Origin of the sequence: Geothrix sp. SG200, from assembly GCF_022808935.1 — a bacterium.
GTDB lineage: Bacteria > Acidobacteriota > Holophagae > Holophagales > Holophagaceae > Geothrix > Geothrix alkalitolerans.
In genome coordinates this window covers 136,876-150,590 of the sequence record NZ_JAKZFR010000008.1, presented here as the reverse complement: position 1 = coordinate 150,590, position 13,715 = coordinate 136,876, and the positions used below count along the sequence as shown (strand labels likewise).

11 protein-coding genes are annotated in these 13,715 nt (G+C 69.8%); 5 read left to right on the top strand and 6 right to left on the bottom strand.

Annotated features, from left to right (window positions below; genetic code table 11):
• Positions 1-2 precede the first annotated feature (2 nt).
• Entirely contained in the window at positions 3-707 is a 705-nt protein-coding gene (gene cobB, locus ML539_RS15030) for a Sir2 family NAD+-dependent deacetylase (RefSeq protein ID WP_243325221.1), read from the top strand.
• Here cobB and ML539_RS15025 read toward each other — a convergent pair.
• On the bottom strand, positions 704-1,993 hold the full coding sequence (locus tag ML539_RS15025; RefSeq protein ID WP_243325220.1) for a hypothetical protein: 1,290 nt from the start codon (positions 1,991-1,993) through the stop codon (positions 704-706). The two genes, cobB and ML539_RS15025, sit on opposite strands and share 4 nt — an antisense overlap.
• A gap of 79 nt (positions 1,994-2,072) precedes the next feature.
• Positions 2,073-4,022, bottom strand: coding sequence for a CocE/NonD family hydrolase (locus ML539_RS15020; RefSeq protein WP_243325218.1), 1,950 nt, complete (start codon positions 4,020-4,022; stop codon positions 2,073-2,075).
• Between the two features lie 292 nt (positions 4,023-4,314).
• Here ML539_RS15020 and ML539_RS15015 point away from each other — a divergent pair, with 292 nt between their 5' ends.
• On the top strand, positions 4,315-4,725 hold the full coding sequence (locus tag ML539_RS15015; protein ID WP_243325216.1) for an Hpt domain-containing protein: 411 nt from the start codon (positions 4,315-4,317) through the stop codon (positions 4,723-4,725).
• Positions 4,726-4,752: 27 nt separating this feature from the next.
• On the opposite strand, the gene ML539_RS15010 is transcribed toward ML539_RS15015, so the two are convergent.
• Positions 4,753-6,717 (bottom strand): ATP-binding protein, encoded by a 1,965-nt coding sequence (locus ML539_RS15010; RefSeq protein WP_243325214.1) that lies wholly within the window; start codon positions 6,715-6,717, stop codon positions 4,753-4,755.
• Between the two features lie 137 nt (positions 6,718-6,854).
• Between ML539_RS15010 and ML539_RS15005 the strand changes: the two genes are divergently transcribed.
• From ML539_RS15005 to ML539_RS14995, 3 genes are all read left to right on the top strand, one after another.
• Positions 6,855-7,955, top strand: a complete 1,101-nt coding sequence (locus tag ML539_RS15005) for a hybrid sensor histidine kinase/response regulator (protein ID WP_243325212.1) — start codon at positions 6,855-6,857, stop codon at positions 7,953-7,955.
• Positions 7,927-9,273: a sigma-54 dependent transcriptional regulator gene (locus ML539_RS15000; RefSeq protein WP_243325209.1), complete on the top strand. Its 1,347-nt coding sequence runs from the start codon at positions 7,927-7,929 to the stop codon at positions 9,271-9,273. The genes ML539_RS15005 and ML539_RS15000 overlap by 29 nt, the downstream gene beginning before the upstream one ends.
• A gap of 124 nt (positions 9,274-9,397) precedes the next feature.
• A complete protein-coding gene (locus ML539_RS14995; RefSeq protein ID WP_243325208.1) occupies positions 9,398-11,008 on the top strand; it encodes a response regulator in 1,611 nt (536 codons plus the stop codon).
• Between the two features lie 16 nt (positions 11,009-11,024).
• Here ML539_RS14995 and ML539_RS14990 read toward each other — a convergent pair whose 3' ends face one another.
• The 3 genes from ML539_RS14990 to ML539_RS14980 form a co-directional block, all read right to left on the bottom strand.
• Complete coding sequence (locus ML539_RS14990; protein WP_243325206.1) at positions 11,025-12,104, bottom strand: chemotaxis response regulator protein-glutamate methylesterase; 1,080 nt, start codon at positions 12,102-12,104, stop codon at positions 11,025-11,027.
• A 124-nt stretch (positions 12,105-12,228) separates the two neighbouring features.
• Positions 12,229-13,146 (bottom strand): protein-glutamate O-methyltransferase, encoded by a 918-nt coding sequence (locus ML539_RS14985; RefSeq protein ID WP_243325204.1) that lies wholly within the window; start codon positions 13,144-13,146, stop codon positions 12,229-12,231.
• 16 nt (positions 13,147-13,162) lie between these two features.
• Positions 13,163-13,708, bottom strand: a complete 546-nt coding sequence (locus ML539_RS14980; protein ID WP_243325203.1) for a chemotaxis protein CheW — start codon at positions 13,706-13,708, stop codon at positions 13,163-13,165.
• Positions 13,709-13,715: the final 7 nt, after the last annotated feature.

The window sequence follows — 13,715 nt, the reverse complement described above, 5'->3', positions numbered from 1 at the left end:
GCATGGCCCTCACCCGCGATGCCTCCCTCGTGATCCTCACCGGCGCGGGGATCTCCGCGGAGAGCGGCCTGCGCACCTTCCGGGACGCCGACGGCCTCTGGGAGAACCACCGGGTGGAGGACGTGGCCACCCCCGAGGCCTTCCAGCGCAACCCCGCCCTGGTGCACCGCTTTTACAACGAGCGGCGGCGGAGCCTGCCGGGCGTTCGGCCCAATGCGGCCCACGCGGCCCTGGCGCGCCTGGAGCGCGAGTGGCCCGGCGAGGTGCTGGTGGTCACGCAGAACGTGGACGACCTCCACGATCGCGCCGGATCGAGGAACCTGCTCCACATGCACGGCGAGCTGCTCAAGGGCCGCTGCCTGGCCTGCCGGGCGGTCCTGGACTGGCCCGGCGACATGGATGCCGACAGCCGCTGCCCCGTCTGCCGGCGCGGAGGGATGCGCCCCCACATCGTCTGGTTCGGCGAGGTGCCGCTGGAAATGGACCGCATCTTCGGCGCCCTGGAGCGCTGCGACCTCTTCGCGGCCATCGGCACCAGCGGCCACGTCTACCCCGCCGCGGGTTTCGTGGCGGCCGTGCGTCCCGGGGCCCGCACGGTGGAGCTCAACCTCGAGCCCAGCCGCGTGGTGGACGCCTTCCGGGAGCATCGCGCGGGCCGGGCCACGGACCTCGTGCCGGCCTTCGTGGAGGAGCTCCTGCGGACCTAGGCCTGGCCCATGGCGCTCAGGATGAATCCGTCCTGGGGGTCGCCCTGGCGCCAGATGACGGCCACGTGGCCGCCGGGAGCCAGCACGGCGCCGGGGTTCTGGATGTCCTTGCGGCTGGGCGTGCCCAGGAGGAGGGGCCGGGCGCTCCAGGCCCGGCCATCGAAGCGCCGGACGCAGACCATGGCCTGGGCGGCCTGGCGCTGGAGCCAGAGGACCACGGCGTGACCCTCGGGATTGACGGCCAGGGCGTGGGCCTGGCTGTGGCCGGCATCCTCCACCAGCAGGGTGCGCTGCTCGTCCCAGCGCCCCTCGGCAAAGCGCTTGGCGTAGAGCTTCATCAGGCCCGCCGCCTCCTGTCGCCACACCAGGTGGGCGCCGCCCCGGGCATCCATGCCCACCTGGGGCCAGAGGATGGCGCGGCCCGAGCTGAGGCGCGGGGCCCGCGTCCACTCGATCCGGCGGGCGTCCAGGTGGCTGGCCTGCAGGGTGCGGATGCCGGCATCCCCCTCCTCCACCCACAGCACGATGGCGTTTCCCCGCGCGTCCACGGCCATCCGGAGGTAGATGGAGCGGCCCTCGGCCACTCGCGTGGGGCGATCGCTCCAGCAGCGGCCTCCGGGATCGTAGTGGCAGGCCACGATGCGGTTCCCGCCAGCATCCCAGGCCACCAGGCCCTGGCCCGCGTCATTGACCGCCAGCTGGGGGAACATGGGCTCGGAGGAGGGATCTCCCAGCGGGATGGGCTGCGGGTCCCATCCCCCGTCATCGGCCCGGTACCCGCTGGTGTAGACGCGGTAGGCCCCGGGGGTCCCATGGCACCAGACGACGTGGATGTTCCCCTGGAGGTCCATGGCCGTGTGCAGGCTGTGCACCTCGCCGGGGGCGGCCTGGAGGGTCATGGGGTAGGGCACCCAGGTTTCCTGGCTCCCCAGCATGTGGCGGGCGCAGACCCGGACTTGGTCCCCCTCCTGCTCGTGCCAGACCACCGCCAGTTCGCTGCGGCAGTTCATGGCGATCTCCGGCGCCTGGGCCTGGGTGCGGGCGCTGTCGAGGCGCCGGGGCACCACGTCCCAGCTCCGCTGGTCCGCGTGGTAGCGGCAGATGTAGACGCCTTCGTGGTCCGCGCTCCGGTGATGCCAGGCCGCCAGGGCGTTCCCCTGGTCGTCCATGGCGATCTGCGGCCGACCCACCCGGCCCCGGTCCAGGGCCCTCGGCCGCTCCCAGGTGCCGGCGGTGGGCGCGGGCTTCCGGGGCAGCAGTCGACTCAGCAGCGATCGAAACGACACGGGGCGTCTCCGTCCAAGGGCCTGGTTCAGGAGGGGATCCTGCGCCCATCCTACTCCCGGGCAGGGCAAAAATTCCCTCCTACTTCGCCACCGGCAGCTCCACGAAGCTGGCCCGGCCTGGCGTGTGCCAGACGCGCTGGGTGGCCTTCCGGTAGTCTCCGGGGTTCGCGAAGAAGATGTTGGGCACGAAGGTCTGAGGATTGCGCTCGTAGAGGGGGAACCAGGTGGACTGCACCTGCACCATGACGCGGTGCCCCGGCAGAAACACGTGGTTCGCCGCCGGCAGGGCGAAGCGGTAGGTCAGCGGCTCGTCGGGCTTCAGGGCCTTCGGGCTGTCCCAGCCCTCGCGGTAGCGGCCCCGGAAGATGTCTGCCGACACCATGAGCTGGTAGCCGCCCATCTGCGGCTGGCCCGCGACCTCGTCCGGGTAGACGTCGATGACCTTCACCACCCAGTCCGCGTCGGTGCCGGTGGTGGAAGCCACCAGGTTCGCCACGGGCTCGCCGGCGATGCGGAGGGGCTCCTTCAGGGGCTCGGACACGAAGGCCAGCACATCGGGCCGGCCGGAGGCCTCCCGCTGGTCGTCCGTGAGCCACTGGGACCAGGTGTGCGCCGGATCGTAGCCCACGGGCTGGATGGGCCGGGCCCGGAAGGGCACGGGCTTGGCCGGGTCGGATACATAGGCTTCGTACGAGGCGCCGCCGGCCTTCGGGGCAGTGGTGGACACCTTCAGCCCCGCCTCGAGGTAGAAGGGCGTTCCGCGCACCGCGCTGCCCTCGCCGGCCACGGGCCAGGCCGGGAGCTTCCGCCACGTGTTGGTGCCCGTCTCGAAGGCGCTCACGGGAGGTAGGTCCGCCTTCGCGGCGCCCTTCAGGTGCTGGTCGAGGAAGGGCTTCAGGACCTCGCGACGGAACTGCAGGGCCGTGTCCTGGCCGAACTTCAGGGGGCCCAGGCTGCTGCCCTCCCCGATCTCGCCGCCGTGGCTCCAGGGGCCCATGGCCAGGAAGAGGCGGTCGCCCGTCGTGTCCTTGGGCTTGAGCGCCTTCCACACCGCCAGCGCGCCGTAGATGTCCTCGGCGTCGTAGAGGCTGTGCACCAGGAGCGTGGGCACTCGGAGGGGCCGGCTCGCCAGCACCTTGTCCATGGCCTGCTGCTGCCAGAAGGCGTCGTAGGCCGGATGCTCGGTGATCTTGCGCCAGAAGCCCAGCTGCTCCATGCCCCGGCTGGCGGCCAGGGCCCCCGTGGAGCCCGCCCGCAGGAACAGGTCGTAGTCGTCGAAGACGTCGGTCCACCACTTCAGGTCGTTCCCGCGGGTGGCCTGCTGCTCGTAGATGTAGCTGAGGTTCTGGGCGCGGAAGGCGCCGTGGTGGAACCAGTCGTCCCCCCGCCAGCCGTCCACCATGGGATTCATGGGCACGACCGCCTTCAGGGCCGGGTGCGGGTCCACCAGCGCCATGAGGGGCAGGAAGCCGTCGTACGAGATGCCCAGGATGCCCACGCGGCCATTGCTCTCCGGCAGGTGCTTCACCAGCCAGTCGATGGTGTCCCAGGTGTCCGTGCTGTGGTCCACCTCCGAGGGGTTGAGGGGCCCGCGCAGGGGCCGGTTCATGACGTAGTCGCCTTCGGAGCCGTACTTGCCGCGGATGTCCTGGATCACGCGGATGTAGCCGCCTTCCACGATGAGGTCCGTCACGTTGTCATAGCCCTGGAGCACCGGCCCCAGGTGGGCGCTGGCGGCGTGGCTGGTCTGCACGGCGGCGCTGTAGGGCGTGCGGGTCAGGAGGATGGGCGCGTCCTTGGCGCCCTTGGGGATCAGGATGATGGTCTTCAGCTTCACCCCGTCCCGCATGGGGATCATCACCTCCCGGCGCGTGTGGTCCCAGCTCCCCGAGGCCTCCTTGAATTCGGCCGGCATCTCGCTCGGCAGGCCCGGGCCTTGGGCCATGAGCCCCGCGGCCGGAGCCAGCGTGAGGGCCAGCCTGAGGGCCGGCGTGAGGGCCGATGACCCCAGGGATCGCGTGATGGACATGGATGCCTCCAGCGCCTCCCGCCGTCGCCGGGGGCCCGGCGCGAAGGCGCGGAGGAGCGGGTCGGCGGTGGAAGGAGATCGGCCAGTCTAGCCTGGGCGGAACCCGCAGGGTGGGGGAAGCAGTTGCGACATTTTTTGCCGGGTGCGACATCCGTCGGCCCCCGGGGTCGGACGCCGCACCGGGTGCGCAGATCTCGAGGCGGTTCATTGAATATAGAAGATTCCTGAGTCATCTGATCGTGCCGCCGGGAAATGGCTTGAACGGCCTAGACTATTCCTTGAGGAGGCGGGCATGTCCGATCGACAGCGCCCTTCAGGTCAGGAGGCGGAAGGGGCTCGTCCCCGGTCCCCCCTCCTGGACTGCGCCTACCTGGACACCTGCCTCCAGCACGGGATCCCCGAGGCGCGCCTCCTCCAGATGGTCGATCTGTTCGAGTGCCGCTTCGCCGAGGAGGGCCGCCACCTGCGGGAGGCCCTCGAGGCCGCTGATTTTGGGCGGGTGCGCGCCTCCGCCCACCGCCTGAAGGGCTCCTCGGGGAGCATCGGACTGGCGACGCTCCGGTCCCGCGCCGCGGCCATCGAAACAGCCGCGAAGGGCGGCGATCCGACGGCCTGCCGGTCAGCCCTGGCAGGATTCCAGGAGGTCGGCGCCGCTTCCATCCAGGCCTTCCGCGACCACCTCAGGGCCCACGCGCCGCAGTGATCCGGGGACCCGGGCGGGCCGGCTCCCTCAGCGCCGCTGGCGGCTTTCCAGGGCTCCCTGGACGACCCGACGGATCTCGTCGGGCCCGCAACGCCCTTTCATGAGCACATGGACGAACTCCCCGTCCGATTCCACCGACTGGCTGTCCCCGGTGTAGAGGACCACCGGAAAGTCGGCGCCATAGGCTTCGCGCAAGAAGGGCAGCAGGTCGACGCCGGCCCCGTCGGGCAGCATGCCGTCCAGGACCGCCAGGCCCCAGCGGCCCTCCGGGATCCGCCGCCGGGCCGCCTCCAGCGTGCTGACGTGATCGACGCTCGCCACGCCTTCCAGGGCGCTGGCCAGAAGCTCGCTCACCACATCGTCGTCCTCCACATGCAGGATGGCAGTGGGCCCCTCGGGCCCACCATCGTCCGGTACGGAGGGGCGGAGCGGCACCGGAAGCTCCAGGCGGAAGATGGTGCGCCCGGGCTCGGACTCGAAGGCCATGGCGCCCCCCATGGACTGGGCGAAGGACCGGGAGATGGATAGGCCGAGCCCGCTTCCAGGCTGCTGGTGGGGACCGCCGGCCTGGGAGAACTCCTGGAAGACCCTGGGCTGGAAGGCCGCCGGGATGCCGGGACCGTGGTCCTCCACCTCCACCGCCCAGCCGGACCCGGAAGACACGACGCGCGTGACCACGGATTCCCCCGGAGGGCTGTACTTCACCGCGTTCGACAGCAGGTTCACCAGGATCTGGATCACCCGGTCGGGGTCCGCGCGGACGTCGGCCTCCTGCGGGCAGAGCTGCAAGGGCAGGCGCACGCCGAAGGAATCGCTGTAGGCCTGGACCATCTCCACGGCCTGGCGGGCGAGGTCCCGGAGGTCGCAGCGCCGCAGGGAGACGGACAGGTAGCCTCGCTTCGCCTGCCCGAGGATCTCGTCCACGATGCGGGCGAGGCGCACGGTGTTGGTGTGGGCCATGGCTGCGAAATCCCGGGCCTTCCCGGACAGGCCGTCGACGCGTTCCTGTTCGAGCATCAGCTCCAGGCTGCTCCTGATGCTGGAGAGGGGCGTCCGCAGCTCGTGGATGACCGTGCGCAGGAACCGTTCCTGCATGCGCTCGTGATCGCGCCGGGCCGAGATGTTGCGGACGATGCTGAGGACCTGGCCGGGTTCGCAGGGCACGATGCGCGCCTCGAAATCCTCCCCGCGCCCATCGATGGTGAGGTGGTATTCGATGGTGCGCGTCTCCCCGGTGTCGAGCACCTCGCCGATGCCCTGAAGGAAGGCCATGGCCTCCTCCGGAGGCAGGACCTCTGAAATGGTGTGACCCAGGAGCTGCTCGGGAGGCTTGACCAGGTCACCCGTGGAGCGCGCCACGACCTCCAGGTACGTCCCCTGGCGATCCTGGCGGAACAGGAAGTCCGGCAGGGCCTGGAGCATGAGCTTCAGGTGGGCGTCCCGGTCCAGCGCCTGCGGGGCATGGGCGGCCGCTCCCGCGGGTGCCACGGCATTCCCGGCCCCCGCGGGGGGATGGATCAGCTCCAGCTCCGCCCAGGCAGCCAGATCCAGCAGGTACTCCCGATCCGAGCGCGAGAAGGTGCGGGGAAGCCGATCGATCACGCAGAGGGTTCCCACCAGGGCGTTCCCGGGGCCTCGCAGGGGCATGCCCGCGTAGAACCGGATGTAGGGAGGGCCGACGACCAGGGGGTTGTCGGCGAACCGTTCATCCAGGCGGGCATCCTCCACGACGAAGGGCTCCCAGGCCAGGATGGCGTGGCCGCAGAAGGACAGGTCCCGCGGCGCCTCGGCCTGGTCGAGCCCCTGCCTGGCTTTGAGCCACAGGCGGGTGGCGTCCACCAGGCCCACGAAGGCGACGGGCATCCGGAAGAACCGGGCCGCCGCCCGGGCGATGCGGTCGAAGCGCGCTTCCGCCGGGGTGTCCAGGAGGCCGAGGCTCCGCACCACCTCCAGACGGAAGGCTTCATCGGGAGGCAGGGAGGGCGGTTGCATGGCGGTGGCCGAAAGACATGATCCCCTGTTTTCCCCGGCCCGGAAACCCGGGGCCCGGCCCCGCCTTTGCGGTACCCTGGAGAAACCCGCGTCAGGCCACGCGCGCCATCGGCCCGCCCGGCCCACTCTTGGATCCCATGTACTCGATTCTGCTCACCGAAGACGATCCGGTCACGGCGATGATGGCCGAGGAGATCCTGAGGACCCGCGGCTGTTCGGTCCAGTGGGCCGCCAACGCCTCGGAGACGAGGGACTGCCTCTCGCGGACGGCCTACGATGCGCTGATCATGGACCTGGGCCTCCCGGACGAGGACGGGTTCGAGCTGCTGCGCGGGCTGTCCTACCAGCACCCCAGCCTGCCCATCCTCGTCATGACCACCCGCGACGACGCGGCTTCCGCCATCCGGGGCCTCCGGTATGGCGCCACGGACTACCTCACCAAGCCCGTCACGCCCGATGTCCTCTTTGAAGGGCTCTCGGCCGCCATCCGGCAGAAGGCGGAGTTCTGGAACCTCCAGGAGAACGAGCGCCAGCGCCAACGCTACTCGGACCTGGGGCAGCTGGCGGCCTCCTTCGCCCACGAAGTCCGGAACCCCCTCGCCTCCATCCGGACCCTCTGCGAGCTCCTGAACCAGGACCTCCAGCCCGGCCCCCAGCTGGAGTGCGTGGAGCGCCTCCAGAAGCTGGCCCTGCGCATCGAATCGCTCATGAAGGTCTTCCTCGACTTCAGCCGCCCATCCGTGCCCACCCCCAAGGTGCTCGACGTGAAGTCCATGGTGCTCCGCTCCATGGAGAGCCTCGAGGGCCGCCTGCGCCCCTTCGGCACCAGCCCCACCCTCTCCGTTCCGCCCGGTGGCCTCACGGTCTACGCGGACGAGGTGCAGACCGTGAGCATCCTCGTGGCGCTCCTGGAGAACGCCCTGGACGCCGTGAAGGATCCCACCCGCATCCGGATCGAGGCGGCCTCCGCGGGAACCCTCCGGGGCCAGACCATGACCCACATTCGCATCTGCGACGACGGCCCCGGCATCCCGCCCCAGCTGCTGACCAAGATCTTCTCGCCCTTCTTCTCCACCAAGCCCAAGGGGACCGGGATCGGGCTGGCCATCGCCCATCGCCTGGCCCTGGAGAACCAGGGCAGCCTGGTGGCCACCTCCATCCCCCAGCAGGAGACCTGCCTCCTGCTCTCGCTCCCACGGGAGGCCCCTCGTGCCCAGGGTGCTGCTGACGGAAGATGACGATGACCTGGCCTTCGCCCTCGGCGGGCTGCTGAGCCGCCAGGGGTACGAAGTCGAGCGCGCCGCCACGGCCGCCCAGGCGCGGAGCCTGGCCGCCCGGGCCCTCCACGACCTGGTGGTGATGGACCTCGGCCTGCCCGACGAGGACGGTCACGACCTGCTCAAGGGCCTCCTGGCCCAGGACCCCACCACGCCCGTCCTCGTCCTCACCGCCCGCGACGAAGCAGCTTCCGCCATCCGGGCCCTCCGCCTCGGCGCCGCGGACTACCTCACCAAGCCGGTGGGAGCCGAGACGCTCTTCTCGAGCCTCTCGGCCGCCCTCGAGCAGAGCACCCTCCGTCGGAGCCTCGAGGCCATGCGGCGCCAGTCCATGGCGGGCGAGGGGATCGTGGGCTCGGCCCCGGCCTTCCAGCGGGCCATGCGGGCCCTCACCCAGGCGGCCGGGGCCGTGCATGCCCCCGTGCTCATCACGGGAGAAACGGGCACCGGCAAGGAGCTGGCCGCCCGCTTCGTCCACCGCGCCAGTCCCCGGAAGGATGGCCCCTTCGTGGTGGTCAACGCGGCCTGCATGCCCAAGGAGCTGGTGGAATCCGAGCTGTTCGGGCACGAGGCCGGCGCCTTCACCGGCGCCAAGTCGGCCCGCCGGGGCCTGTTCGAGCTGGCCTCCCGGGGCACGCTCTTCCTGGATGAAATCGGGGAGCTTCCCCTCGACCTCCAGCCCAAGCTGCTGCGGGTGCTGGAAGGGCACCCCTTCCGCCGGGTGGGCGGCGAGCGGGAGATCCAGGTGGACGTCCGCATCGTGGCCGCGACCCACCGGGAGCTCTCCGCCTTCGTGGAGGCCGGCCGGTTCCGGGAGGATCTCTACTTCCGCCTGAAGGTCCTGGCCGTCCACCTGCCACCGCTGCGGGAGCGGCTGGAGGACATTCCGCTCCTGGTGGACTGCTTCCTGGCGAAGTTCCGGGAGAGCATGGGCACCGCTCCTTCGGGCTGCTCCGCCGAGGCCATGGCGGCCCTGACTCGCTACCGGTGGCCCGGGAACATCCGCGAGCTGCGCAATGTCCTCGAGCGCGCCACCATCCTCACGCCCAGGGCCGAGATCCAGCTGGCGGACCTGCCCCCCGAGATCGCGGGCTCCTCCGCCGGTCCCCTGCCGCCCGCGCCCCAGGAGCGCCTGGAGGACACGATGCGGAGCCGGATGGTGGACGCCTGGGAGGCCTCCGGACGCAACCTCAGCCAGACCGCGAGGACCCTGGGCGTGACCCGGGTGACCCTCCGGTCCTGGCTCCGGAAGGCCGGCGCCTACCCGGTCAAAGACTGATCACCTGGTTAATAAATGATCCGGATCGCCGTCCCAGGCCCGACCTATCCAACCATTAAGCCAAATTATATATTCGATTAGCAGCATGCAAACACTTGGCGTCCCCGTTGCATTCCATTCGACCATGGCCAGTGTCCTGATGGTGGATGACGAAGAGGATCTCCTCTGGTCGGTGTCTCAGCACTTCGCGCGCGAGCGCCCGACCGTGGATTTCAAGATCTGCTCCAACCCGATGGAGGCCCTGTCCCTCCTCCATCGGGAGAAGGTCGATGTCCTGATCACCGATTTCCAGATGCCCGTGGTGAACGGCATCGACCTGATGATCCAGGCCCAGAAGATCCAGCCGGACCTCTCCATCATCTTCATCACGGCCTTCGGCAGCCCCCAGATGCGCAAGGAGATCGATCAGCGGGGCGCCTTCGGCTTCGTCGAGAAGCCGTTCGCCCCCAAGGCCCTCATCGAAGAGGTCGACCTCGCCATCCAGTCCAACCAGGGCGGCTTCACCGGTTCCCTGAGCCTGGGGTTCGTGGACCTCGTCCAGCTGTACTCCGCCACCCGGAACACGGGCTGCCTGACCGTGCGGCTGGGCCGGCAGACGGGCCGCGTCTGGCTCAAGGACGGCCAGGTGGTCCACGCGGTCCGGGACCAGATCACGGGGGCCCAGGCGGTCTACGACCTCATCGCCTGGAAGGGCGGCAACTTCGACATGCAGGAGGGCATCGAGGCTCCCATGCACTCCATCCGGGAGAGCACGGCCATGGTGCTCCTGGAGGGCCTGAGGCTGCGGGATGAGGCCCTGCGCTCGCCGGTCGAGGGCTCGGCCCCTTCCCTGACTTCCGGCCGGATCCCCCCCGTCATCCAACCGCCCCCCAGGACCTTCCCGCCAGAGCTGCTCCACGAAGACACGCACCCCAGCGTCGAGCCATCCAGGGAGAGGGAGCTGACCCCCGCAGGCGCCCAGCTCCTGTTCCACCCGGCCCCCAGCCCTCCGCCCCCCCTGGACACCCCGGAGATCCTTCGCCTCCACGAGGAGGCGCTCCTGATCCACGGCGTGCTGACCGAACGCATCGCCCGGGCCGCCAAGCTGATCGAGGCGGGCATCCAGGTGCCCCTGTCCACTTTCCAGCAGGAGGCGGACCTCCTGCTGGGGACCGTCCGCCTCCAGCCGGACAGGCCCGCCTCGGCGCCCTCTCCCGCGCGCCACACCGCCCCGGCGGACGACCCCGTGGTCCAGTTCCTCCAGGAGCTGGAGGAGCGCTACGCCAGCACCCCGGAAGAGCTGGCCAAGGTCCATGCCATCACCGTCCACCCGGATTCCGTCGAGGTGGGGGGCATCAGGCTCCGGCGCCACAACGAAGCCGCCGCTCCGGACCACCGCGAGGGCATCTACGAGTTCAACGGGAACATCCTGTTCACCTGGCACGCCGCCATGAAGCTGTTCGGATCCCGCATCCCCTCGGACGACGAGTGGGGCACGATCTTCGAAGCCATCCCGGGGCTGAGCGACAACAGCCGCCTGGCGAACGGCCAGGCCATCCTCCAGATCCCCTTCGTGGGTCACCGGAACCCGTACGGCGACTTCCTGAATCCGGACGACGAATCCAACCTCTGGTCCTCCACCCCGGACGGCAACGTGAAGGCCCGGTGCTGGTACCTGCTGCGGAACTTCCGCGTGGTCACGCGGTACTCCAACTCGAAGATGTATTCCTTCTCGGTGCGCATCAAAGCTGAATAGGGGCCGAAGGGGCGTATCAGCCCCGCCGCCCCCGCCGCACGGCGTCGAGGATGGCCTTCGGCAGCGCCTGGAGCGGCACCACGGCATCCACTCCGCCCCGCTCCACCGCCTCCTTGGGCATGCCGTACACCACGCAGGAGGCTTCGTCCTGGGCCAGGTTGTAGGCGCCGGCCCGCCTCATCTCCAGCATGCCATTGGCGCCGTCATCCCCCATCCCCGTCATGATCACGCCCACCCCGTTGGACCCGGCGGCGCGGGCGGCGGAGTGGAACAGGACGTCCACGCTCGGGCGGTGGCGGGAGACCAGGGGCCCGTCGCTCACGCGGACCACGTAGCGGCCGCCCGACCGCGCCACCTCCGTGTGGCGGTTCCCAGGCGCGATCAGGGCGCGTCCCACGAGGATCCCGTCCCCGTCCTCGGCCTCCTTCACCTCGATCCGGCAGACCTCGTTGAGCCGCTTGGCGAAGGCCGCGGTGAACAGCTCTGGCATGTGCTGGACGACCACGATGCCCGCGCAATCCACTGGCATGGCCGACAGCAGCTCCCGGAGCGCCTCCGTTCCCCCCGTGGACGCCCCCACCACCACCACTTGGTCCGTGGTGGTCCCCAGCACCGGCGCGCCGGTTTCGATGGGGGGCCGGTGAAGGGGCGCGGCCCGCCTCCGGCGCAGGCGGGAGTGGGCGGCGGCGCGCACCGTGTCGATGATCTGCATGGCCGACTCGTGCAGGAAGTCCCGGACCCCGAGCTGGGGCTTGGTGATGACCGAGAGGGCCCCTTCCTCGAGGGCCAGCATGGCCGCTTCCGCTCCCCGCGCGGCGAGGCTCGAGCAGATCACCACGGGCAGGGGATCGTCCTTCATCAGCCGGCGCAGGAAGGTGATGCCGTCCATGCGGGGCATCTCGAGGTCCAGGACGATGACGTCCGGTCTCAGCGTCTGCATCTTCTGGAGGGCGAAGATGGGATCCTGCGCGGTCACCACCCGCATGTCCCGCTCCTGGCCCAGGACGGCCGTAAGCGCCTGCCGGACCACGGCCGAATCGTCCACGACCAGGACCTGGATCGGGGGCTGTCCGGGGTTCCGCTGGAGTTCTGGCATCGCGCTCCACCTGCCTGCGTGGTCCTGGCCTGGCTAAAGAAGTACGTGGCCCGATGCCGCGAGACAAGAGAATACGTACGTCAGGGATCTTATCGGCGGCCGGACCCGGCCCTTGAAATCACGGTCAGCGCAGCCGTGGCAGCTTCTGCCCGCTGAAGTAGGTGGACTGGAGCGGCGCGTAGATGGTGGGTCCCACGCTGCGCGCCTGTTCGGTGAGGCCGTGGAGGCTTTCGGCGTGACCCAGGAGCAGCAGGCCGCTCGGCGCCAGATGCGCCAGCAGCTCCTCCACCACCCCCGCCTTGGTGGCCGTGTTGAAGTAGATCAGGACATTCCGGCAGAAGATGATGTCGAACCCGCCAGGCACGGGGTAGGGCCGGCTGTTCAGGTTCATCCGGGAGAAGGACACCAGCGATCGGATCTCGGGCCCGGCCTTCATTTTGCCTTTTTCGGGGCCCGTCCCTTCGAGCATGAAGGCCTTGAGGTAGGGCGTGGGGATCTCTTCGGCCTTCTCGATGCGCCACAGCGCATCCTTGGCCTTCTGCAGCACCCGGGTGGAGATGTCGGTGCCCAGGATCTCGATGGACCAGCCCTCCGCCGACGGCAGCTGGTCCAGCAGGAGCATGGCGATGGAGTAGGGCTCCTCTCCCGTCGAGCAGGCGGCGCTCCAGACCCGGATGGACTTGGACCGCCTTCCGGCCCGCGCATCCTCCACCCACCTGGGCAGCACCTGGGTCTTCAGGAATTCGAACTGGTGGGGCTCCCGGAAGAAGTGGGTCTCGTTGGTCGAGATCCGGTCGAGCATCTCGATGCGCTCGGCCTCGTCCTTCTGGACGGCCTGGAAGTACTCCCCGTAGCTCGTCAGGCCCAGGGCGCGAAGCCGCGCGTGGAGGCGGCCCCCCAGGAGGGCCAGCTTGTGGTCCGCGAGGAAGATCCCGGATTCCCGGTGGATCAGGTCCTGGAAGGCCCGGAACTCCTCCTTCCGGATCGCGTAGTCCCCCACGGCCTCAGACGCGGGGGAGGCGGGACGCCGCGGTCGGTCCATAGCTGAGGGTGGCCTTTCAGTCGCCCGACCCGGGTTCCGCGCCCTGCGGCGCCTCCGCGGCCTGCCCGGCGATGGCGGCGACCGAAGAGAGCTCGGACGGGGAGAGGGCCTTGTCGATGTCCAGGACCATCACGAACTTCTTGCCGGAGCGCCCCATCCCGAGCAGGTACTCCAGCTTGACCTTGGTCCCGAAGTCCGGCGCAGGCTCGATCTGCTCCTCCGGAAGGTCGACCACCTGGCTGATCGAATCCACGATCACCCCCATGGTCGTCTTGTCCTCGCCCGCGCCCACTTCGACGATCACGACACAGGTCCGCTTCGTGACTTCCCGCTCAGGAAGCCCGAACTTCAGCGCCAGGTCCACCACGGGCACCACCGCGCCGCGCAGGTTGATCACCCCGCGCACCGTCGGAGGGGCCCCGGGCACCTTGGTGACCGTCCCGTACTCCAGAATCTCCCGGGCCTTCAAAATCCTCACCGCGAACTCCTCGTCCGCGATGAAGAACGACAGGTACTGGCTTTGGTCGTGGTTGGCCAGGTCGGCCAGAACGCTCGTGTCCATCGCCGCC